This window comes from Polaribacter sp. Hel1_85 (assembly GCF_000766795.1).
Taxonomy (GTDB): domain Bacteria; phylum Bacteroidota; class Bacteroidia; order Flavobacteriales; family Flavobacteriaceae; genus Polaribacter.
Genome location: NZ_JPDS01000001.1, coordinates 525,473 through 548,962, shown reverse-complemented (window position 1 = coordinate 548,962; position 23,490 = coordinate 525,473). Strand labels below are relative to the sequence as shown.

Annotated in this window: 26 protein-coding genes and 1 riboswitch; of the genes, 20 read left to right on the top strand and 6 right to left on the bottom strand. The window is 29.0% G+C overall.

From position 1 onward, the window contains the following. Window positions 1-310: 310 nt before the first annotated feature. The 15 genes from PHEL85_RS02415 (at window position 311) to PHEL85_RS02345 (ending at window position 12,074) form a co-directional block, all read left to right on the top strand. Window positions 311-1,222 (top strand): PD40 domain-containing protein, encoded by a 912-nt coding sequence (locus tag PHEL85_RS02415; protein ID WP_156109075.1) that lies wholly within the window; start codon window positions 311-313, stop codon window positions 1,220-1,222. Between the two features lie 150 nt (window positions 1,223-1,372). Further along, on the top strand, window positions 1,373-2,155 hold the full coding sequence (locus PHEL85_RS02410) for a hypothetical protein (RefSeq protein WP_156109073.1): 783 nt from the start codon (window positions 1,373-1,375) through the stop codon (window positions 2,153-2,155). Window positions 2,156-2,207: 52 nt separating this feature from the next. Continuing rightward, the gene (locus tag PHEL85_RS02405) at window positions 2,208-2,726 is read left to right on the top strand and encodes a hypothetical protein (RefSeq protein ID WP_036820567.1); all 519 of its coding nucleotides are present in this window, start codon (window positions 2,208-2,210) and stop codon (window positions 2,724-2,726) included. 350 nt (window positions 2,727-3,076) lie between these two features. Next, on the top strand, window positions 3,077-4,048 hold the full coding sequence (locus PHEL85_RS02400) for an IS110 family transposase (RefSeq protein WP_036820407.1): 972 nt from the start codon (window positions 3,077-3,079) through the stop codon (window positions 4,046-4,048). A gap of 290 nt (window positions 4,049-4,338) precedes the next feature. Further along, entirely contained in the window at window positions 4,339-4,755 is a 417-nt protein-coding gene (locus PHEL85_RS02395; RefSeq protein WP_036820565.1) for a hypothetical protein, read from the top strand. Between the two features lie 135 nt (window positions 4,756-4,890). Then, window positions 4,891-5,820: an alpha/beta hydrolase gene (locus PHEL85_RS02390; protein ID WP_036820563.1), complete on the top strand. Its 930-nt coding sequence runs from the start codon at window positions 4,891-4,893 to the stop codon at window positions 5,818-5,820. A gap of 222 nt (window positions 5,821-6,042) precedes the next feature. Beyond that, window positions 6,043-6,327, top strand: coding sequence for a hypothetical protein (locus PHEL85_RS02385; RefSeq protein WP_036820560.1), 285 nt, complete (start codon window positions 6,043-6,045; stop codon window positions 6,325-6,327). A 12-nt stretch (window positions 6,328-6,339) separates the two neighbouring features. Further along, window positions 6,340-6,957 (top strand): hypothetical protein, encoded by a 618-nt coding sequence (locus PHEL85_RS02380; protein ID WP_036820557.1) that lies wholly within the window; start codon window positions 6,340-6,342, stop codon window positions 6,955-6,957. Further along, window positions 6,954-7,166 (top strand): hypothetical protein, encoded by a 213-nt coding sequence (locus PHEL85_RS02375; protein ID WP_162179427.1) that lies wholly within the window; start codon window positions 6,954-6,956, stop codon window positions 7,164-7,166. The genes PHEL85_RS02380 and PHEL85_RS02375 overlap by 4 nt, the downstream gene beginning before the upstream one ends. 212 nt (window positions 7,167-7,378) lie before the next feature. Continuing rightward, window positions 7,379-8,023, top strand: coding sequence for a YqiA/YcfP family alpha/beta fold hydrolase (locus PHEL85_RS02370; protein WP_036820552.1), 645 nt, complete (start codon window positions 7,379-7,381; stop codon window positions 8,021-8,023). Window positions 8,024-8,211: 188 nt separating this feature from the next. Next, window positions 8,212-8,304: riboswitch (TPP riboswitch) on the top strand. A gap of 79 nt (window positions 8,305-8,383) precedes the next feature. Next, the gene (gene thiM, locus PHEL85_RS02365) at window positions 8,384-9,157 is read left to right on the top strand and encodes a hydroxyethylthiazole kinase (RefSeq protein ID WP_036823004.1); all 774 of its coding nucleotides are present in this window, start codon (window positions 8,384-8,386) and stop codon (window positions 9,155-9,157) included. Next, window positions 9,154-9,798 (top strand): thiamine phosphate synthase, encoded by a 645-nt coding sequence (gene thiE / locus PHEL85_RS02360; RefSeq protein WP_036820549.1) that lies wholly within the window; start codon window positions 9,154-9,156, stop codon window positions 9,796-9,798. Before thiM ends, thiE begins: the two co-directional genes overlap by 4 nt. Further along, entirely contained in the window at window positions 9,774-10,427 is a 654-nt protein-coding gene (tenA, locus tag PHEL85_RS02355; RefSeq protein WP_036820546.1) for a thiaminase II, read from the top strand. Before thiE ends, tenA begins: the two co-directional genes overlap by 25 nt. Then, entirely contained in the window at window positions 10,415-11,230 is an 816-nt protein-coding gene (thiD, locus tag PHEL85_RS02350; RefSeq protein WP_036820543.1) for a bifunctional hydroxymethylpyrimidine kinase/phosphomethylpyrimidine kinase, read from the top strand. The genes tenA and thiD overlap by 13 nt, the downstream gene beginning before the upstream one ends. 163 nt (window positions 11,231-11,393) lie before the next feature. Continuing rightward, complete coding sequence (locus PHEL85_RS02345) at window positions 11,394-12,074, top strand: DUF6624 domain-containing protein (RefSeq protein ID WP_036820539.1); 681 nt, start codon at window positions 11,394-11,396, stop codon at window positions 12,072-12,074. Window positions 12,075-12,256: 182 nt separating this feature from the next. On the opposite strand, the gene PHEL85_RS02340 is transcribed toward PHEL85_RS02345, so the two are convergent. Together PHEL85_RS02340 and PHEL85_RS02335 are read right to left on the bottom strand one after the other, a co-directional pair. Further along, on the bottom strand, window positions 12,257-12,745 hold the full coding sequence (locus PHEL85_RS02340; protein WP_036820536.1) for a hypothetical protein: 489 nt from the start codon (window positions 12,743-12,745) through the stop codon (window positions 12,257-12,259). A gap of 90 nt (window positions 12,746-12,835) precedes the next feature. Further along, on the bottom strand, window positions 12,836-13,312 hold the full coding sequence (locus PHEL85_RS02335) for an Hsp20/alpha crystallin family protein (protein ID WP_036820534.1): 477 nt from the start codon (window positions 13,310-13,312) through the stop codon (window positions 12,836-12,838). A gap of 423 nt (window positions 13,313-13,735) precedes the next feature. Here PHEL85_RS02335 and PHEL85_RS02330 point away from each other — a divergent pair, with 423 nt between their 5' ends. The 4 genes from PHEL85_RS02330 (at window position 13,736) to PHEL85_RS02315 (ending at window position 18,966) form a co-directional block, all read left to right on the top strand. Continuing rightward, the gene (locus tag PHEL85_RS02330; RefSeq protein WP_036820532.1) at window positions 13,736-14,536 is read left to right on the top strand and encodes a helix-turn-helix domain-containing protein; all 801 of its coding nucleotides are present in this window, start codon (window positions 13,736-13,738) and stop codon (window positions 14,534-14,536) included. A 77-nt stretch (window positions 14,537-14,613) separates the two neighbouring features. Next, window positions 14,614-16,251: a serine hydrolase domain-containing protein gene (locus PHEL85_RS02325; RefSeq protein WP_036823003.1), complete on the top strand. Its 1,638-nt coding sequence runs from the start codon at window positions 14,614-14,616 to the stop codon at window positions 16,249-16,251. A gap of 745 nt (window positions 16,252-16,996) precedes the next feature. Beyond that, complete coding sequence (locus PHEL85_RS02320) at window positions 16,997-17,782, top strand: helix-turn-helix domain-containing protein (protein ID WP_036820530.1); 786 nt, start codon at window positions 16,997-16,999, stop codon at window positions 17,780-17,782. Between the two features lie 71 nt (window positions 17,783-17,853). Beyond that, on the top strand, window positions 17,854-18,966 hold the full coding sequence (locus PHEL85_RS02315; RefSeq protein ID WP_036820527.1) for a hypothetical protein: 1,113 nt from the start codon (window positions 17,854-17,856) through the stop codon (window positions 18,964-18,966). A 468-nt stretch (window positions 18,967-19,434) separates the two neighbouring features. Here the strand turns inward: PHEL85_RS02315 and PHEL85_RS02310 are convergent, their stop codons facing one another. The 4 genes from PHEL85_RS02310 to PHEL85_RS02295 all read right to left on the bottom strand — a co-directional run bounded on the left by PHEL85_RS02310 (window position 19,435) and on the right by PHEL85_RS02295 (window position 22,707). Continuing rightward, window positions 19,435-19,713: a helix-turn-helix domain-containing protein gene (locus PHEL85_RS02310; protein ID WP_036820524.1), complete on the bottom strand. Its 279-nt coding sequence runs from the start codon at window positions 19,711-19,713 to the stop codon at window positions 19,435-19,437. A gap of 565 nt (window positions 19,714-20,278) precedes the next feature. Beyond that, entirely contained in the window at window positions 20,279-20,689 is a 411-nt protein-coding gene (locus tag PHEL85_RS02305) for a response regulator (protein WP_200882307.1), read from the bottom strand. Then, window positions 20,658-21,881: a PAS domain-containing sensor histidine kinase gene (locus PHEL85_RS02300; RefSeq protein WP_052108427.1), complete on the bottom strand. Its 1,224-nt coding sequence runs from the start codon at window positions 21,879-21,881 to the stop codon at window positions 20,658-20,660. The genes PHEL85_RS02305 and PHEL85_RS02300 overlap by 32 nt, the downstream gene beginning before the upstream one ends. A gap of 28 nt (window positions 21,882-21,909) precedes the next feature. Beyond that, a complete protein-coding gene (locus PHEL85_RS02295; RefSeq protein ID WP_036822999.1) occupies window positions 21,910-22,707 on the bottom strand; it encodes an alpha/beta fold hydrolase in 798 nt (265 codons plus the stop codon). A gap of 128 nt (window positions 22,708-22,835) precedes the next feature. On the opposite strand from PHEL85_RS02295, the gene PHEL85_RS02290 reads away from it, so the two are divergent. Next, complete coding sequence (locus PHEL85_RS02290) at window positions 22,836-23,489, top strand: hypothetical protein (RefSeq protein ID WP_052108426.1); 654 nt, start codon at window positions 22,836-22,838, stop codon at window positions 23,487-23,489. Window position 23,490: the final 1 nt, after the last annotated feature.

Here is a 23,490-nt window from a genome sequence, read left to right as displayed (position 1 = left end):
AAAAAGGGCTACCAGACCTTTTCTCAACGCTCTGTCCTGCTTTTTACTCAAATCGGCAAAGGAGATTCACGAATACAAAAAAATAGAAATGCATGAGTAAAGCAAAGTAATCCCGTTTAAAGAACGAGACAGGCGCCACACAGAATATTATTAGTAATGCACTAACTATTAAAGAAAAATTGCTATTTTTAAACAAAAATTGTCATTGACAAGCTTTTATGTAAACTGAAACCCTCAGTTTTATTACAATAACTTCAATGAGCATGTTAACAACAACTAAAAATCAATAGAATTATTGATATATAACTAGTTGGCATTAATTAAAGAAATGAACAAACTCAAAATCATCTTACTATTTACAATTGCCTTTTTGAGTTGTAAAAATGAAAACGATAGTACCAAAATGCAATTTTTAACAGACGAAATTCCAAACAATATACCTTTTGAATTTAAGCCAAATATAGTACCAGAAAATAAACTTATCCACAAGGGAATATTTAGTCCTGACTTAAAAGACTATTATTATACTATTTCGGATAATAGCTTTGAGAAATTTACAGTCTTCGTAATAAAAAATAATAGCGGAAATTGGTCTGAACCAAAGAAAGCATTTTTCTGCAGTAAATATAACGAACACGGAATGAGTTTTTCACCTGATGGGAATTCTATCTATTTTAGTTCAACAAGACCGACAAATATTGAAGGTATTTTGGAAACTTGGCATATTTGGAAATCTGATAAAGTTAATGGAGAATGGAAAGAACCTGTTTTTGTGGATATCCCAAACTTGAGGAAAAAATTAGTTTCGCATCCCACAATTACCAATTCAGGAACTCTATATTTTCACACTAGCAATTTGGATTATAGCGAAATGGATATTTATCATTCAAAAGAAGTAAATGGCAAATTTGAAGATGCAGAAAAAACTACAATTTCGATGAATTCCAAGACTGGAAAATGCACACCATATGTTTCACCAAAAGAAGATTATCTGATTTTTGCCTCTATTGGTAACCAGCTTGACTTAATGATAAGTTTTAGTGATGGAAATGGTAGATGGATTAATACCAAGAAATTGAACAAGGAAATCAATAATACTGGACAAGGAAATCCATATGTGACACCTGATAATAAGTTTTTATTCTATACAACTGGTGAACTTTTGAAAACGAACTGGAGAGTTAATTGGGTTAATATAGAATCTGAATTTAAAAAAAACTAATGCCAACACCGTGTATATTTTATTGCTTTCTTTTAGCCAACTTGCGAAAATCCTCGCGGATTTTCTATTCAGTTTTTATTTGCTAAATTTACGCTAAACCAACGCAACTAATCTTATACAACATGTTATGCAACAATATAAGCCAACAGAATGAATAGAAAAATAATCACACTTTTACTTTTAACAATATTCACAAATTTTGGATATTCTCAATCGGACAAAATAAATATAAAAACTAAACATTTGACAGAGGCGAATTATCTGAAAATGGATGATTTTTATTTGACTCATTACTTATATATTGATCTCTTTTTAAGAGAAAATCTGTTTCCAGAAGCAAATGCAGAAGATGTTTCCTCAATTTTAAAAGCTTTGAAAAAATATGTTTCAGTAGAAAACAAACTAGACATTGAAATTGAAAAACCTGGAAAAAGAAATTACTTAATCCGATTTGCAATTTTAAAGAAAGATGACGGAACTAAACTTTTAATAGCTTTCACGAATTGGAGCGTTAAGAAAAAGGAGTTTGAAAAAGATATTAAAATGAAAAATGATTCCTATACCAGATGGTATTTTCTAAATGGAAACAAAATGACTTACCGAAAAGATATGTCTGACCAAAGCGATTATTCAACTATGAATAAATCTGACTTGGCTAATGCTTATCTATTCGATGAAATATCTGAAAATGATTCTAAGATAAAAAACACAATAGACGAATATCTAAATCAAAGCGAATTAAGTGTTTCAGATAAAATTATGGCGAATTTAATTTTATTGAAATACCAAATTTTTCAAAAAAACAACGATAATATAACTAAACAAACAGAATACGTAACTGAACTATTTGAGAAAAATAAATCGGAATCTAATTTAAGAGGTTTAAAAGCTGCATTTAATGCGACAAAATTTCAAATAGAATTAAGTAAATAAATACTGTGTACAACAACGCTGTGTGTAATTAAAGAAAGCCTAGTAATAAACTATGAATTTTAAGTCTTTATTAGATGTTAATGAAAACATTAATTTAGTAGTTGAACCAAAAAAAGGAATAATGCTTCACACAAATGACCTGTTTAAAATTATTTTTGGACTATTCTTTCTTACTATTACCTTTTCAATTGGACTTACTGCTCATATAGGTTTTCTAATTTTCGGAATTATTGGTTTATCGTTTATCTTATATGCTATTTATGTTAGATATAATAATACTAATGGAATGGAATACGTAATTAGTAACAAACGAATATTTTTCATAAAAAACGGAATTATTAAAAAACAGAAAAGTATAATTGATATTGATGAAGTTACTTATGAAAATTCTGGAAATAACAAAGGATATATTATTTTAGGAAAAGTCGAACCTCTATTTGCTGGACGAGGAATTAGTTTTAGCGAAGATGAATACGTTTTAGATAATTTGACTAATTATAAACAAGTATCTGACTTAATAAAGAATCTGATTAAAGCGCAGAAAACAAAACCTACTACCAACAACCTATAAAATTAATTGTTAGTTTATACACTACTCCAACTCTATTTCTAAACGAACTCACCTATTTGTATTGTATAATTCACCATAAATTTAGGTAGAAACCAACCTACAACACAACGTCATCCTATGTTTGTAAAATATAATAATCTGTTTTAAAAAAGTTTAAATTAGATTTAATATTTAACAAGAAAAGTAAGGGTAAAGGAAAAGATTATAGTCCGTCATTTGTCATTAAAGACCGTTCGCAATGCTAATCACTTTACCTCTTACTACATAAACTTGAACAGATCATTAGACGTCTAAGTCTGTATTTAGGATTGATAAGTAAATGTAGTAATTTTTCTATAAAAACATTTGATATGAGTAAAATTATAGGAATTGATATTAGTAAGCAAACCTTTGATGTTTCTTATTTAGAAAAAGATAAATGGATACACAAAATTTTTAAAAATCAAAATAGAGGATTTGAGCAATTTACTAAATTGATTGGTACATCAGACTGGATTGTAATGGAGGCTAGTGGTCCTTATTATGTTCAGTTAGCAACTTTTTTACATGCATCTAATTTTAATGTATGTGTATTAAATCCATTGATAATTAGAAGATATAGTCAAACAAGATTATATAGAGCAAAAACGGATAAAAAAGACGCAAAGACAATTGCCGAATATGGTGCTCAATATGAGTTAAAAAGATGGTGCCCAGAGAGTAAACCTAGTATAGAGATTAAACAACTTTACACAGCTTTAGAATTACTAAAAAAACAAAAACATCAAACAAAAAGACAACTAGAATCCTTTGAAGTAACAGGTTTGTTGAGTCCTGATCTTAGAAAAGAATTAAAACAAGTACTAATATTATTAATAAGACGCATAGATAAGTTTGAGAAAAAGATAGAGCAAATAGGGAAATTAGCCTATAAAGACACGGTCGAAAGAATAAAAACAATTCCAGGGATCGGGCTGAAAACGGCTATTATGATGAGTGTTATTACAGACAATTTTACAAAATTTGAAAATTATAAACAACTCACAGCTTTTGTAGGTTTTAGCCCAAGATTATATCAATCAGGAACAAGTGTAAAGGGAAAGGGACATATTTGTAAAATGGGAAAACCACAAATTAGAAAGTTATTATACTTGTGTTCTTGGTCTGCAAAAAGAGTGAATAAAACGTGTATGGAAATGTATAAGAGACTAAAAGAAAAAGGAAAACCCGAGAGAGTTATTAAAATCGCAATAGCAAATAAGTTAATAAAACAGATTTTTGCTATCGCAAAAAACAAAAAATATTACAATGAAAACCATCAAAGTTTATATTGCATAAATTAAAAAAAAAATAACTAAAAATAATAGTTTTTTAACACAGATCATTACGAGGAAGAATGACGAAGTAATCTGTCAATTAAAACCAGATCGCTACCCTTTTTTTTTAAATAAAAATTGTCATTGAAAGCTTTTATGTAAACAGAAACCCTCAGTTTTATTTTCTATAACTTCAATGAGCATGATCATAACAACCAATAATCAATAGAAGTATTGAGATATAACTAGTTGGCAGTAATTTAACGCAACCATTTCGGAATTTCTACATCTATAAAATAGAACTCAAAATAAAAATTATGAAAATTGGAAGATTAACTTTATTAATAATTTTAGGAATTATATTTTTTACAAGTTGTAATAATGATGATGATTCTAATCAAGAAGAAAGACTAAGCGGAATTTGGAATGTTAAAAATATTAGCGGTGGATTTGCAGGGATAGATGACGATTACGAAATTGGAATTATAACTTGGACATTTAGCAATCAAATGCTAACAGTTAAAAATAATGAAGCTCAAGGGAATATATATAGCAGTTTTGAAAGCGGAACATACAATTACTCTACTTCTGAAATAAATGGAGTTAATTATATTACCATTGATAATGCTGAATATGGTGGTTTTACACTTTCAATGAACAACTTGACAATTAATCAAAATGAAACAACATCTGGATCTGGAGCTGACGGATTTATATTACAATTTGAAAAATAAAACTACAGCCGTATAAAATTAATTGCTGGTTTTGGCTTATTTACAAAATTCCTCTCCGATTTTCTATTCGGTTTTTATTTGCTAAATTAGGTGCTTAAACACGCAACCAATCTTACAACATGTTACCACACATTTATGAAACACTATAGACAAATAACATATTTCGGAATTTTAATATTATTGATTCTGGTAATTAGCTGTAAAAATAAATCCAAAACAGTAGAAACTAAAAAAAACGGAATCACAACTATTCTGAATGAAGATTACGAACTCATAAAATCAAGTGATTCAAAAGTACTCTTAATTGTTTTTCCTGGAGGAGGCACAACTTCAAAAGAAACAAAGGAAAATTTCAAAATTATTGACAAAGCAACTGAAAAAGAAATTTCTGTTTTATTAATGAATTTCAATCGTCATTTATGGATTGAAAATGAAGATTCACAACAGTTAGCAAAACTAATAACCAAAGCAGTTGAGAAAAATAATTTGAATACAGACAACGTATTTATTGGTGGTATGTCAATTGGAGGAACGGTTGCGTTAACACTTTCAGATTATTTACACAAGACTAATTCAACCTTAAAACCAAAAGGTGTTTTTGTAGTTGATTCACCAATTGATCTTTACGCTCTATATGAAAGTTCTCAAAAAGATATATTGAGAAAAGACTTTTCTGAAGAACGTCTTGCAGAACCAAAGTGGATAATCAATTATTTTGAAGAACAATTTGGAGGCAAAGACGCTTTACTTACAAATATTCAAAAAGTATCACCACTTACAATAACGACAAAAAATATAGACAATATAAAAAATCTAAAAAAAGAAAAATTACGTTTCTATACTGAACCAGATACGCTGTGGTGGAAAGAAAATAGACAAACTGATTTTGAAAGCACCAATGCATATACACTTCAAAAAACGAAAGAGCTATTAAGTGATCAGAATTGGATTCATGTAGAGTTAATTCAAACAAAAAATAAAGGCTTTCAAAACAATGGAGAAAGGAATCCACATAGTTGGTCAATAGTTGATATAAATGATTTGGTGAATTGGATTTTGGAATAATTAAACACAGAAAAAACGTGTGGTAACACCGTGTATATTTTATTGCTTTCTTTTAACCAACTTACAAAAATCATCGCGGATTTTCTTGATCGGTAATTATTTAGTAGATTTATTGCTTAACTACAGCAACTAACCTTGTACAAACACGTTAGTAAGACATTAAAACCAAGATACCTACTTATAGGTATTTGATAATAAACTGAAATAATTTAATTTTACAGAATGGGAATTGTTATAAATACAGCAGTTGATGATATAAGGTTATATTACAAACACACAGGAGTAGCTGGTTCACCACAAACATCTTGGTTTATCAAAAATTTATCCACATCTAAAGCTATTAAAGTTACTATATATTTTTGGGAAGGTCATCCAGATTTAGGAATGAATGATACAGATTCTTGGAGTTTAGAGCCTGGTGAATTTAAATCTATTAGAATAAGGTCAAGTCAAGGTCCTACATTTTGGAATGCAAAAAAGGTTGGAGCTAGATATTTAGGTTGTTAAAATATTTATAAAATGAAGTACATCGTTTTCTTTCTTCTCATTACAAACTCTTTATTATCTCAACAAAATCATTATGTTGTCTTAGAGAAAATAAGCTATGATCAAAAATATAAGGTTTCAAATAACTTCCCTAATGATTGGATTAATAATAATTGGGAAAAGGGATTTAATATTGAATTAGTCAGTTTTAAAAATAATGAGTGGTTCGTTGTTTTAGATAAATATAAAAAGAGACACAAACAAGTTTTTTTAACAAATCCATCACAAAAACAATTAAATGATAAGTCGAAAGATGGCTATATCATCCGAGATATATGCTTATATACAAAAAATAATAAAATAAATAGACTTTATGCCCTGGCAAAGATCTCAATAAATCCCATTAGCAATTACTATACTGTTGGTAAATCAGATAAAAACAGTAATACAAGTAAAACTATAAAAAAAGCTAAAACCAATTCGAAGATTTGTAAAAATATGAAAAGTATTAAATTAGGTAATAATATTCAATATTTATTTTTAGCTTATGGCACTGAAAAGAACTCCCAAAAATATAATTGGTCTTCTACATATAGGGTTGATTTTCCTCAAGATTTAATTGAAAATAAAAAGCACAAGGCTATATATTGAATACAATGACTTATGATCATTATTTTAAGGAATGGGTTGTGTATATGAGTAAAGAAAAACCAGTTAGAATACCTGCAAATCCAAGTGGTTCTATTTATACTTACAGCCAACCAAAATCTAGAATTTGGGAACTATTGAATTATAAGACTGATAAAAGTAAAATTGAAGAATATATAAGCAATGGATATCGTATCATAAGTCTAAATTAACCTTAATTCTCTCTTTTATTCTTTCTGATTAGATATCAAATTTATTAAAAGACAAACTTAAGACGTGTATAATTAATTGCTTGGTTTTAGACTACTTACAAAAGTTCTCGCGAACTCTCTATCTTTGTTTTATTTACTAGCTTTAGTACTTAAAACACGCAATAAACCTTATACAACAATGTTGCCCACAATTTGAAAAAAATCGTAAATCAATGAAAATAAGTCTATTAATTGGAATTCTTTTTTGCTCAACTTTATTTGCATGCGGAAACAAAAATGATGACCGATTTGTTTTCTTACTACACAATCGATTTTTAGAAGAACACGAACTGAATGAATTACATCCCGAATTTGGGCGGACTGAATACAACGAAATTATTGCTGAATTAAAAAAAGGAGGACTTAAAGTAGTAAGCGAAAAACGTAGTGGAAATGTTAACGCAAGAGAATACGCAATGAGAATTGTAACCCAAATTGACAGTTTAATAAAAAACGGAACAGAACCGAAAAAAATAACTATTGTTGGAACTTCAAAAGGCGGATATATTGCTCAATACGTTTCGACTTTAGCAAATAATCAAGATTTGAATTTTGTATTTATTGCAAGTTTTAGGAATAGCGATATTCAAAATATACCTGAAATCAATTTTTGCGGAAATATTTTAACGATTTACGAAAAGTCCGACCCATTTGGAGTTTCTGCATTGGAACGAAAGAAAATATCGAACTGCAAAATAAAACACTTTAAAGAAATAGAACTGAATACAGGATTGAGACACGGTTTTTTATTTAAACCTTTAAAGGAATGGATTGAACCAACAATAAAATGGGCGAACGGAAATTACAACGTGGAATAAAAATTGTGGGCCGTATAAACTTTATTGCTAATTATAGCTCACCTAGAAAATTCTATCTGAATTTCGCTGTTCGTGTTTTATTTAGTAAATTACTAGCTTTAAAAATGCAACTAATTATAAACAACAACTTTGTAACCAATTAAAAAATTGAATTATATAACAAAATACAAACAAAAAAAGTAACTTTACCAAATCGTTAGGAGTGCCTAAATATGGCTGAGATTATATCCTATGAACCTGATATGTTTAACAACAGCGGAGGGAAACGAGGATTGTAAATAATTTAATACATATAATTATACAAGCCACTTTCGCAGCTGTGAAAGTGGCTTGTATATTAAAAAAAATAACAATAAAATTATGTATAAAAAAAAACAATTCAATACAATATTAAAAGAATTACGAGAACAATCTCCTTTAGTTCATAACATCACCAATTATGTAGTTATGAACAATACTGCCAATGCATTACTTGCTATTGGCGCATCACCAGTTATGGCACATGCAATTGAAGAGGTCGAAGAGATTACTTCTATTTCTTCTGCTTTGGTAATCAATATGGGAACACTGAGTCCAAAATGGGTTGAAGCAATGGAAATTGCTATGAAAAAAGCAAATGAGCTTAATAAACCAGTTGTTTTTGACCCTGTAGGTGTGGGTGCCTCTATATACAGAACAGAAACTGCATTAAAGATAATAGAAAACTATAAGCCTTCGGTTATTAGAGGAAATGCTTCAGAAATTTTAGCATTAACACAACTAGGTAATAACACTAAAGGAGTTGATAGTACTATAAGTTCAGAAAATGCATTGAATGCGGCTCAAAAACTTTCAAAAAAACTGAATAGTACTATTGTTATAAGCGGAGCAACAGATTATATAATAACGGGAGAACTTATTGATAAAGTAACCAATGGTAGCCCTATTATGTCTAAAGTTACTGGTATGGGCTGTACTGCTACCAGCATTATTGGATCTTGCATTGCAGTAAACTCTAACTACCATGTAGCTTCATACATGGCAATGGAATTAATGGGAAAGGCAGGTAATATTGCTGAAAAAATATCTAAAGGTTCTGGTAGTTTTCAGATGAATTTTATTGATACCTTATATCAAATAGCAGAAGAAGGATGAAAAAGGTAGATTATTCTCTAATGTATGTAACAGATGAACGAATAACAGACAATTCGCAATTCTTAAATATTTTAGAATCTAGCCTAAAAGGTGGGACTAGCATAATTCAGTTAAGAGAAAAAAAGCTAAATACAAAACAGTTTTATATTCGAGCAGTAGCTGTAAAGAACCTTTGTGCAAAATATAATACACCACTTATTATAAATGATAGAATTGATATTGCTTTAGCTATAGATGCAGCTGGTGTGCATATTGGTCAAAAAGACATGCCTGTAACTATTTCGAGGAAGTTATTAGGAAAAAATAAAATTATAGGTTGGTCTGTAAGTAATGAAGAACAAGCGGTAGAAGCCAACAATCTTGATATTGATTATATTGGCTTATCCCCTATTTTTAGTACAAAAACTAAAACCAAAGACCTAGATAACCCACTGGGTATTGAAGGATTAAGAAAAATAAAAACAAGAAGCAGTAAACCCATTATTTGTATAGGAGGAATCGACAAAAAAAATACAGCAAGAATAATTGAAAATGGATCAGATGGAATCGCAATAGTTTCAGCTATTTCACAAGCAAACAATCCAGAGCAAGCAACAAAAACTCTAAAAGATATTATATGTCAAACTGGTATGAAGAAATAAGTTTAAAAACAGCACATATTTTACAAAAAATTAAAAAGCATGATTTTATAAAAGAGCTAATGGCAGGAACCCTTCCAAAAGAAGTATTCTATTTCTATATAAATCAAGACGCTATTTATTTATCTGAATACAAAAAGGTTTTGGCACAAATTGGTATCAAATGCTCAGATGAAAATGACACACAGTTTTTTCTGGATGCAGCAACGGGAATAATAAATGTAGAAAATGCCTTGCATCAGAATTTTCTTAATCAAAAATCCAGTATAAATGAAGCCTCACCCACATGTGAACTTTACATAAGTTACTTGTCTCGAATGGCTCATACCAAATCTTTAGAAGAAGGGCTTGCTGCTGTACTTCCGTGTTTTACCATATACCAACAAGTTGGAGATTATATTTTGGCTAATCAAACGAATAAACACAATAATCCCTACCAAAATTGGATAAACACTTATGGAGGAGAAGAGTTTGCTAACTCAGTAAAAAACGCTATTAATATTACTAATAAGCATACAATTAAAGCATCAACAGAGACAATAAACAAAATGAATGACGCCTTTGAAAAAGCTTCAAAATTAGAATGGATGTTTTGGGACAGTGCATACAATAAAGAACCATGGAAACTATAAAGACCTCTTATAATAGTGTACTAACTATTGCAGGAAGCGATTCTGGTGGCTGCGCAGGAATACAAGCAGACATTAAAAGTATTTCGGCATGTGGAGGATATGCTGCGAGTGTTATTACTGCATCTACAGCACAAAATACACAAGGTGTAATTGACATACACCCTATTCCTATTTTACATATTGAAAAACAACTAGAAGCTGTGTTTTCTGACATAAGTTTTGATGCAATAAAAATAGGGATGCTCCACTCCTGTGAAGTGATAGAAACAATTAGTCAAAAATTATCTGAATACAACGCAAAAAATATTGTAATAGATCCTGTAATGATAGCAACATCTGGTGATAAGTTAATAACTGACAATGCCATAAATTGCTTAAAGAAATTATTGCCGAAGGCATCACTTATTACACCGAACAGTAAAGAAGCAGAAACATTGATTGGGCACTCAATTAATAAACACAACTCTAAAGCTTCGGCTAAAGAAATTGGTAAAAGGTTTAAAACATCTGTACTATTAAAAGGGGGGCATTTAGGTGATTTAACAAAAGATATGTTTGATGTATTATATGAATATTCAACAGACACAATATTCGTGTTTAAAAATCCAAGAATAAACACGAATAACACACATGGCACAGGTTGTAGTTTATCATCAAGTATAGCAACATTTTTAAGCAAAGGATACGACTTAGAAAATGCTGTTAAACAGGCTTGCCAATATATAAACCTTGCTATTGATAATGGCAAAAACAAAATATTAGGCAAAGGAAATGGTCCAATAAATCATTTTGGATTGAAATAGCTGGTTACAACAAAGTACAAAATTAATTACTTGGTTTTAGCCTACTTACAAAAATCCTCGACGATTTTCTTTATCAGTAATTATTTAATAGATTTATAGCTAAATTACGCAACTAAATCTTATACCCAAACATGTTGCCAACAATACCTAAAAACATATAGTAATGAACAAAATATTCGGAATTTTTATAATTGGTCTCACTCTATTTGGTTGTAAACAGAAAAGTGCAAACAAAAATGTACCTGAAGAAAAAATAGAGTTTAATCAAGAACTAGTTGAAGAACTTGAAAAAATGGCTAAAATTGACCAAGTAGCTGCTTATATTCCTCAAGGAAAATATAAAGAACTATCCAAGAGTGAATGGAATTCTTTTAAAGACAGTGTTTTTACAACAAATCAAAAACGGGTTAGTGAACTATTCGAAGAATATGGCTTTGTAGGTTTTGACTTAGCAGGAAAAAATGGTTCTAGAAATTTTTGGGTGATTGTTCAACATTCTGACCATAACCCTGAATTTCAAAAAGCAGTCCTTAAAGAAATGAAGAAAGAAGTTGACAAGAAAAACGCAATCTCAACGGATTATGGGCTTTTAGTTGACCGTGTAAATTTAAATACTGGTCAACCCCAAATATATGGTACACAAGTGACCTACAATATGAATAATGGACTAGCGTACCCGAAAAAATTAATGGATAGCATAAATGTAAATCAACGAAGAAAATCAATAGGACTTGAACCAATTGAAGAGTATTTAAATGGAATGTCAGAAATGCATTTTGAAATGAATAAAGAATACTATTCGGGTAAGGGAATTACTAAGCCAACACTTTATCAAACAAAATAAAACGTAAAAAGCCGTATAAACTTTATTGTTAATTATAGCTCACCTAGAAAATTCCATCTGAATTTCGCTGTTCGTGTTTTATTTATTCAATTACTTGCATAAAATACGTAACTAACCATACAAAAAACGTGGTATGTAATGAAAAAAAAACTAGAACACAGAAAAAAAAAGACGAAAACTATTTAGTTTTCGTCTTCAGGTTTGATAAATTCCGACTGATATTTTTCTAAAAATTTCTTCTGTCTCGCAATCATTTGTTGTCTTAATTTATCAATACCCATAAAGTCTTTTCCAAAATTACTTCCAAAAAAATCATCATTAAAGAAATGTTTGCTGAAAAGTGAGTCTTGAGAAAAAACATCTTCAAATCCTTGATTTTTAAATCCTGAATAGTTTGAAAAAAATCTTGATTTAAAAGATTGCATCAAACGATCTTTATCAGCAAATGAGAGATTATCGAACTTTTCATTAGAAGACCAAGAATAAATGCTGTCATATCTAATTAAGTTTCCGTTTTCATCAAATTCTTTATCAACTTTCCAAGTTCCTTTAGGCTCTTCAACTATATTAGTTTCATTTTCTTCTTTTTCAACTTTTTTAGTTTCATTTTGTTGCCCTTTACAACTAATAGTTATCAAGCCAATTATAAATAATAAAACATACTTTTTCATCACTTTATATTTTAAGTTCAACTTATTATTAAGAGGATGCAGAAAAATTAGCACCCTCTTAATATTTTACTCTAAAATTTAATGAAACAATTATGAAATCTTAATGCTTCTGGCTGGTTTTTGTTTAGCCTCTTCTTTTTTTGGTAAAAGAATATTTAAAATACCATGTTCATAATTTGCATTAATCTTTTCATCGTTTACACTTTCTGGTAAGTTAAAGGTTCTTTTGAACGAAGAATAACCAAACTCTCTACGAGTATAATTTTCTTCCTTATGTTCACTTTCTTCCTTTGTTTCCGTAGAAATAGATAATACTTGATTATCGAGGTCAATTTGAAAATCTGATTTCTTTAAACCTGGAACTGCCATTTCAACCATAAAAGCATCGGCAGTTTCTTTAATATTTACTTTGGGTAAAGTAATTCCAGTATTAAAATTTGAAGTGAATACTGATGGTAGGTCTCTATTAAAGATATCATCTAACCAATTTGACAAAGTTGGGAAGTTTTGATTTGAATTGCTGTTCGCTAAACTTCCATTTTTAGGAACACTAACTAAATTGCTCATAATTACAAAATTTTAAATTAAACATTATTTCAAATTTGAAATCTTAATTGATTTCGACTTCAATAAAGCAAAAAAAATACCAAAATAAACAGAACCCAGTTTTTGTGCAGAAAACCACTTAATTCTCTGAAATTTTGACATATTAATAAATTATTGACATATTTTAATCTAAATAACTGACATATTTACATTATATAATCGATTTATTATTTGAGAACTGGCTAATAAATAGTATAAAAACCTATGAAAGTAACTTGTGGTAAAGTACTACACACAACAACTTGTATAAGTTATTGCTTGCAAATTGTTTACTTACGAATATCCTCTCGGATTTTCTTGGTTTATGTTTTATTTATTAACTTTATTGCATAAAATCAGAACAAACCATACAAAAACACGTTGGCAACAAGCTGAAGAAATAAAATGAATAAACTAAATACAGGAGAATTTTACGGAACACATTACCAAAAATCAGCTTTTGAAAATCTAATAATCACAGATACTGAATATACACATAGTAAGGTGGATTGGCATTATCACGAAAATCCGTATTTCACGTATTTACTTCAAGGAAAATTATTTGAATCCAACAAAAAAGAATCCTACTATTTAGAGCCAGGGAATCTACTATTTCATAATTGGCAAGATGCACATTACAATATAAAACCACCAGAATTTACAAGAGGTTTTCACATTGAACTGAATAAGAATTGGTTTTCAATTTTTGATATTCAAATAATAGATTTTGAAGGAAGTATTAATTTAAAGAATCCGATAATAAAGAACTTGATGAACGATATTTTTGTTGAGACTAAAATTAACGACCAGTATTCAAATTTAAGTATTGAGAGTAACTTGATTGATATATTTAACACAATAAAAGAATCAAAAAAAGAAAATTCAAAAAAACCAATTTGGGTAAACCAGCTAAAAGAGTTATTGATTGAGGAAAAAACAGACTATTCTTTAAAAAGCTTAAGTTCAAAATTAGAAATTCATCCTGTCCATTTATCAAGAGAATTTAACCGATATTTTGGAACAAGTCTGAGTAACTACATTCGATTGATGAAACTGAATAAAGCATTTTCATTACTTATTTCAAACAAATTTTCCATGACTGAAATTTGTTACCAATGTGGTTTCTACGACCAAAGTCATTTCATCACTAACTTCAAACGAATTTACAAGACGACACCTTCAGAATTTTTGAAGAAAATTTCTTAATGTTAATTTCATACAATTTTGAGGTATTAATTAATCGCAACTTTGCTATTCATCAAAACTCAATCAAAACTCAAAATATGAAATCAAATCATTTTTTTGCCCTTATTGCTTGTTTTCTAATATCGTGTAAAAATAGTAACACCACAAAATCAACAAACAGTAATTTAAATAAAATAGAAAATTTACACTTTTCAAAAGTTGACATAACAAAGATTAAACCTACAACTTCAGATTACTCAGATAACTTCGTTTTAAATAAAGATGAGTTTTTAAGCATTCATTTCAAATTAGACAAACCACTTATAAAGAATCTTCAAGTAATTGGGGCAAACCTAACAGAAAATGAATTATTGGAAAAAGGAAATTTTCAATTTTCTTTTTTGGTAGATGGGAAAATAGTTTATGTGGAAAATTTAAGCAAGGGAGCTGGATTAAAAGCATCTAAAACAGAGCAACTAATTCACACAATACGTTTAGTAGCACCAAAACAATTAGATTTTTGGGGTTGGTTTATGTGGCTTAAATTTATGAAACTAGGTGGTGGACAAGACGAACTTAGTAAAGGAAGTCATACTTTAAGCATAGAAGTAAGACCGTATATAAAACAAGATACATTAATTGTGGGTAATCTTTTAGCCAAAGGAAAAATCAACGTAGAAGTTGCAGAAATACCAGTAGATGAAAAACTAATTACTGTTCAAAAAATACAGACTAATAGTGGTTGGGAAATATCTAAAGATTATTTTGATAAAAATAAAATTAGGGCATTGAATAGAAAGATAGCGGAAAATAGATTTGAGAATATAAATGGAATTGTTATAATAAAAGAGGGCAAACTTTTAATAGAGGAATATTTTAACGGTGAAACTAGAGATAGTTTACACGACCCAAGGTCTGTTGGGAAATCAATAGCTTCTACAATGATGGGAATAGCAATTGAAGAAAACTATATAAAAAATGAAAATGCCTTATTAAAAGATTTTTACAACTTAAAGTCTTTTAATAATTATAGCCAGAAAAAAGATTCTGTTTCTCTTAAATCTCTCTTAACAATGAGTTCTAGGTTTCAAGGTGATGACAATGATTATAGCAGTTTAGGAAATGAAGAAAACATGTATCCAACAAAAAACTGGGTAAAATTCACACTTGATTTACCGATGCAAAAAGATGGTAAAATTAATGAAGATTTTGCCTATTTTACAGCTGGCGTAGTAGTTTTAGGAGATATCATTGATAAATCTGTTCCAAAGGGATTAATTTCTTATGCAGATAAAAAATTATTTTCACCTCTTGGCATTACAAATTATCAATGGGAATATACACCACAAAAAGTTGGTAATACCGCTGGCGGAATTAGACTAAGGGCAATTGATTTTGCAAAATATGGTCAGTTATATAAAAACAAAGGACTTTGGAATGAGAAACAAATTTTAAACGAAACATGGGTAGAAAAAAGTTTAGACAAACATATAGAACAATCACTTGATAATGGTTACTATGGTTATTTGTTTTGGAACAAAACTTTTTCACTAAACAACAAAGAATATGAAGTATCTTATTGTAATGGTATGGGAGGAAATAAAATATTTATTTTCAAAGACATTCCTTTTGTAATTGTTATTACTACTTCTGCATATAACATTCCCAATGCACATGCTAATGTTGACAAAATGATGATTGAATATATATTACCAGCTGTTATAGAAAAAAAATAAAGCCAGTTACCGTATAAAAAAATTGCTAAATTAGTGCTTTATTAAAGGTCGTTGCATTTTTATCAACTTCTGAATTTCCTTCAGAAATTCCTCGCTGACAAAACCACAACTTTCCTTATATAACAACGTAAGTAAACTTACCGAGTTCTAAATAAAAGCTACTATTCCAATTTAAAATCCTACAATCATATTTGTATAAAATAAGATTCATAAACAATAGCATTCTATTAGCTAAAACTTAAAAATTGCTTCCTTCTTTGTAATAACACCATTGCACTATCCTTTACCCAAGTTTCCCTCAGTTTTACTCCCCAAAAAGTCCGTTTTTAAAAAATAACCCCTTCCTACTCCCGAACAAATCTCATAAAAAGCTGATTTCTATGTCACCATGTGTCATTATCTTTTCAAATTGTCAGTTCGAGTGATTTTGAGATTAGCAAAATCAAAATATATTTTGATTGAAGGTAGCTAGCGAAGCTAAAAAATTGTATAGAGAACTTATGAAGTGTTTAAATTCACATTCTCAGTACAAATTGTATGCATTTTATAGATCTATTTATTACCCTATAAATATTAGTTATGCACCCTATATTAAAATTATAATTGTTAATTTTAAACAAAATTGTAAATGAAACTTTTTAAATAAAAATTGAACTCTCAGTTTTATTTCTTAACTTGAATTATCATTATTACTAAAAATCAATATATTAATTGATGTATAACCAGTTAGCTACAATTAACACCAATGAATCTAGAACCAAATAAATATTTTGGAATAACAACAAAATCAATAAAAACCGAAAGTTTTAATATTTCATTGACTAGTCATTCAGCAAACTCAAAAATCTTATTACACTCTCACGACAAACCATATTTGTGTTTACTAGCTTCTGGAACATATAAAGAAGACAGTAATATTACAGATATTATCACACAAGGAGAAGTTCTCTACAGAACAGCTAACTATGAGCATTCAAATAGTTTTTCAGACAAAGGAGGGTTATGTTTAAATATTGAAATTAATAATCATCAAAAATTCACAACACTAAATAAACTTCATCTACCTTTTAAGGTTTCAAAACAAAAAGGAAATTTAGAAATGTATAAATTACTGTATGGTTTAAAACGAGGTTTATCAAATGACATTTTAAATATATATTGTTACGAATCAATGATTGCAGTAATGAATGTTTTTAATGGAGAAGGTGATATTAATTGGGTAAAAAAAATTAAAGAACTAATAAACGATAATCCATTAGAAACGATTTCACTTGATAAATTGAGTATTGAATTTTCACTTCACCCCAATTATATTGTTCGTAAATTCAAAGAAATTACTGGCTTTAAACTTTCTGAATATTTAACCAAAATAAGACTGGAACACTCAGTAAAACAACTACTTATAAGTAAAGAAAACATCACGTCTATAGCTTTAGAAAATGGGTTTTACGATCAAAGTCATTTTAATAGGAACTTCAAAAAACATATAGATACAACACCTAATAATTTCAGAAAAGTCATTACAGGTTAGTCTCATACAATTTTAACAGGATTATAGCATTTATATTTGTGGCTTAAACAAAATTAAAAACTGCTATTGAAATGAAGAAAAAAACAAGAAATATTATATTTATTACTATTGGGGTTTTGACTTGTCTATTCTTCTATGGAAAAAATAATTTTGAGAATGACAAACAAATTTTATTAGAATTAAAAACAAAAGCTGGAAATGGAGAAATTAAAAATGCTTTTGACAAAATGGAAAAAATAGAAAGTTTTTCAAATCCGCTTATAAATTTTGCTTACCAAAAATGGAAAAAAAAAATGTACTCTAGATTTATTACAAATGAAGATATTATTGCAAATACATCTGAAAACAAAATCATTAATGATATTTCAAATATTTATCGTGATTATTGGAGGGTTGAACTATTAAAGGAAACTCAAAAAAAGCGAACTGATACTAAACTTTATAATAAAATTGCTAATTATTTATTGCTGAATAATTTGACAAATATTTCATCAGACAGTTTAATAAAAACAATTAGAGATGATACTCAACTCAAAAGAATAATAGACAAAGAAGGTTTCAAATCAAAGTTTATGTATCGTAATGGATTTCAGGATTTGTTAATATGGAACAAAGAATCGAATAAAAAATATAAAGTTATTTTACCCAAAAGCACAATAAATACAAATGTTGTATTCATAGAAAATTATAATTTAAACGGATATGATAATTATGCTACATTTGGTTCTTCCCAAGTTGGAGGTTGGGCTGAAAAGGAATCTGCTACTTTGTATTGTAACAAAGGGGAATATGATTTAAATTCCGAGAAATTTAATATATCTTACTTAAAACACGAAAGTTTACATTTTACTGACCTAAATGAGTATCCGAATTTAAGTGCAGCCGATTTAGAATACAGAGCAAAAATAATTGAACTGATGTACTGTACTGAAAAAACTATTTATGACAGAATCGCACAATTTCTAAACGGAGCAAATTCAGAGAATAGAAAACATTCACACTCTTATGCGAATTACAGTTTAATTAAAAATTTATCTCAAATTATATTTGAGTCAGATTATGAAAGTGATTATAATAAATGGATAGAACTATCTGTAAAAGAGATTAATAATTCGGCAAGTTTATTATATAAGAATAGCGAAGAAACCTTACAGAATGATAACGACTTGAATGAAATAATATAATAACTGTGGCTAATACCGTGTATAAAAAATTGCTTATTTTTAGCATAACCTAAAGTCAGTTGCATTTTTGTAAACTCCTATTTTCCTGCAGAAAATAGCCGTTCACTTTAAACGCAACTTTCCATAACACAACAACGTTAAATATCTAGAGTGTTGCTTCGTTAACACCCACAATAACAACATACCACTACCCTTTCCAAGAGTCTGCTACGGGTTTCCTCCCAAAAAGTCCATTTTTAAAAATACCCCCTTCCTACTCTCGAACAATCCTAAAAAGTGGGTTTCTGTGTCATCATGTGTCATTATCTTATCATACTGTCAGTTCGAGTGATTTTGAGAGTAGCGAAATCAAAATATATTTTGATTGAAGGGAGCTAGCGAAGCTAAAAAATTTGTATCGATAACTTATTAATTGTTTAAATCCCTATTCTCAGTACAAATTTTACGCATTTCAACCTAAAAAGTGTATTACCTCTTATTTATATTACCCAATGCCTTATATATAAATATTTTGTTTAATAAGTGTTTCGGATACATGGGGCTATGCCCTAGTTTAATACTAGGAATGTTTTGTTGTTTGCGCAATCGGTTCATGGTACTGCGGCTAACGTTTAAATGTGCCATGACTTCTTCTGTGGTGAGCCATACTTCATTTTCTAATAAATGGGAATCAAATTCTACATGGGTGTTTTGTAATTTTGGTGGGTGCTTTTTTTCTTTTTCATAATCGCTTTTTCTTAATAACATAGGATATTGATATAGAGTATATTAACCACAATATAATTAATTTTTTATAAAGTATTGTTTTATAGGTATAAATACGGGGTGTTGTTTTTGGGGATTAAAAGGCTTTAAAATACCACGTCATTACGAAAGAGGCACGATTGAAGTAATCTGTTTCTTCTATTGTTTATATTACTCTTCTTTTCCATTGACCTCTCGACTTCGATCGAGATAAATTCCAAGAATCAAAAATCTAGACTTCTTATAATTTCATTGAATACTACAAGAAATTTCACTATCGAATCCAGACCTTTTATTTGGTTCCCCAATCTAGTTGAGGACAGGCTTTGGACACTTGCCTTTCCTTATCTTTTGAATTCTTACTAAAATTACAGTATGTCGGGTTAAGATTCGTTGTTAATTAGTGAGATTTCCATAGGAATTATTAAATTCCATTTCACACGCATATAATTCTCTATGGAGTTTATATTGAGTGAAGTCAAAATATAAAATAGCCCATTAAGTTAAAAAGATGCATTAAACTTTGTTATTGTGGTGTTTTAAAATTTATAATAAGTAATAATTGATATTAAAAAAACTTTTCTAAATTATCAAAAACTCCATTGATATCTTCTATACTTACAGGTTTTATAAAATAATCAGAGATTTGATTTGTTTTATTTGCTCTTTCGATATCCTTAGGATCTACTGAAGAACTTACCATAAAAATAAGTACCTTTTTATTAATTTTAGATTCCATTTTTTCATATTCCTCTATAAATTGCCAACCATCCATAATTGGCATGTTATTATCAAGAAAAATAACATCAGGTATATTATCCTCAATCAATATATTATCTGTAAGGTATTCCATTGCTTTTTCTCCATCTAAAAAAGAAAGCGTCTTGTAGGTTATTCTATAACGACTTATAATTCTAGTTAAGGTAAATTGATAAATTTCATCATCATCAATAATACCTATTAAAAGGGGGGTATTCATAATTATTTTTTTTCTTTAGCATTATTGTAAAGGTAGTTCCTTTTTCTTCTTCACTTTCTACGTCTATAGAACCACCTATTGTTTCTATTTGAATTTTAGTCATAAAAAGTCCAACGCCTTTAGAATCTGGATGTCTATGAAACGTATTGTTGAGTTTAAAAAGGCGGTGCCCATGTTTTTTTAAATCGATTCCAAGTCCATTATCTGTAACTATAAGCGTTATTTCATTGTTATTTACTTCTGTAGCGAGATGTATTTTAGCTATGCGATTAGGAGATCTATATCGAATGGAATTAGACAAGAGGTTTAGTATAATACTTTCTAAATAAAGTTTAGGGTATTCAATATCTGGTGCTTCAGAAAAATTTGATGTTATCACAGCATTAGACTCCAATATTTTACCTTCTAAAATTTGCATTGTTTTACTCAAAACCGCATCAAAAGTTACAGAATCATGCTTTATATTTACATCCATCTGAATTTTTACAGACGCTATTAATTCATTTAACGTTTCTGTAAGATGATCTATCACTATTTCAAATTTAGTGAAAAGCATTGCCTTATCTTCTGTATCTGTACTTTCATTATAGAAAGCCATTAATGAATTAAGGTTACTAACAGGTGCTCTTAAATTATGAGAGGCTATATGTGTAAAATTTGAGAGTTGCTTATTTTTGTTTTCTAATTCTTGATTGAATTTTTCTAACTGTAACTTTTGTTGTAAAATTAATTCAGAACCAATTTGTAATTCTTTATTTTTAAGGACCAATTCATTAGAGAGTGCTTCTGATTTTTTTTTGGCAATTAGAAGTTCTGTTTCATATTTTTTTCTTTGAGATATATTGAATACCGTAGACTGCGTAAAAATGTGATGTCCTTCTTTATTTTTTATTTCTACTGAATTAATCAGAACAGGAAATTTAGTTCCGTCTTTTTTAATAAAGTCAAAATTTATTTCTTCTACAGTACCCGTTAAATTTAACTTTTGAGCATAAATCGTTTGAAAGTATATTTTGCCTCCTACAGAAAGAAAATCTGTAAATTTTTTTATATGAATGACCTCTTCTCTTTTATAGTTAGAAAATTCTAAAAAACGTTTGTTAGAATCAATGATGGTACCATCTGGTAATGAACAAAAATAACCGCAAGGAGATGTGTTATAAAGTTCTTTATAGTCTATATTATAATTCATTAAAATTTGTAACTAAGTTTATGAGAATTTATACTAAATAGCTTTTCATTGCTTCAATCGTTTGCTTAGGAGCACTGAGATGTGGACAATGACCCGTTGCGTCTAATAAGACAAATTTACTATTAGAAACATGTTTATGTACATACTGCCCTACTTCTATGGATGCTATAACATCTGAGTTACATTGTAGTATAAGAGTTTCAGTAGTAAGCTTATCAAGGTCACTTCTGTTATCTCCTAAGAAAGTAACTTTTGCGAAGTGCTTTGCTATTTCAGGATTGGTTTGACAAAAGCTCTGTTCTAACTCTTCTGCTAGTTCTGGTTTTTCAGGATTCCCCATAATTGCAGGTGCCATCGCACTAGACCAGCCTAAGTAATTAGATTCTAAGGTTTCTATAAGCTCATCAATATCATTTTGAGAAAAACCTCCGTAATAATCAATATCATTAATATATCGTGGAGATGGACCTATCATAATTAATTTATCAAAAATAGCAGGTCTTTTTAAATTAGCAAGTACTCCTATCATTGCACTCACAGAATGTCCAACAAAAGTTATATTCTTTAAATCTAAGGCATCACAAACTTCAACGATATCGTCTGCATAACCATCTAGCGAACTATATTTCTCAAAATCATACGCATTTTCATCAGAGTTTCCTGAACCCACAAGATCAATAAGAATTATTTTGTAGTCCTTTTTAAATTGGGGAGTAACAAAACGCCACATATTCTGATCACATCCATAACCATGAACAAGTAACATAGATTTGCTACCATCACCTTGAATTGTAATATTATTTCTTGCAATTAATTTTTCTAACATATAAGGGGGATTTATTCTATTAATGCCACCCAATTTTGTGGCTTGGAGCTAAAAGTACTATTTTTTTGTCTAAACTACTTGTTTATTATAATATACCCTATTCTTAATACTTATTTGAAACGTTGTTTATGAATCGTAAAACCGATTTAAATATTGATGATACTTTTTTAATTCGATTACAGCCTGATACCAAAGTAAATTTTGCTTCTGGTGATTTATTAGCGATAACTCCAGAAGTAGACAATGTAAAACGTTTGTATTCTATCGGAAAAATAGATAATGACATTTTATTGAGTATAAAAAAACACGAATTCGGAGTTTGTTCAAAAATTCTTTTAGGCTTAGATAAAAATGAACTACTAAAAGCAAACATCGAAAAAAACAAAAGCTTTCATTTTCCTAAAAAATCGAAAGAAGTAATTTTAATTGCAAACGGAACAGGTATTGCTCCGTATTTAGGAATGTTAAACACCACAGTAAAAACGCATGTTTTCTGTGGATTAAGAACTAAAGCTTCTTGTAACATTTACAAACCATTTTTAAAAACTAGCAAAGTTCATTTTGCTTTTTCTCAAGAAAAAAACAAAGAATACGTTCAAGATAGTATTGCAAAACAAGAAGCATTAGTTACTTCCGTTTTAAAAAATAAAGGGGTGATAATGATTTGTGGTTCTGTGGCTATGATGAAAGAAGTTTTATTAGTACTAGAAAGTATTTCTATAAAAAATTTAAAGAAAGATTTACATCATTTTAAAAACCAAATAAAAACAGATTGTTATTAGT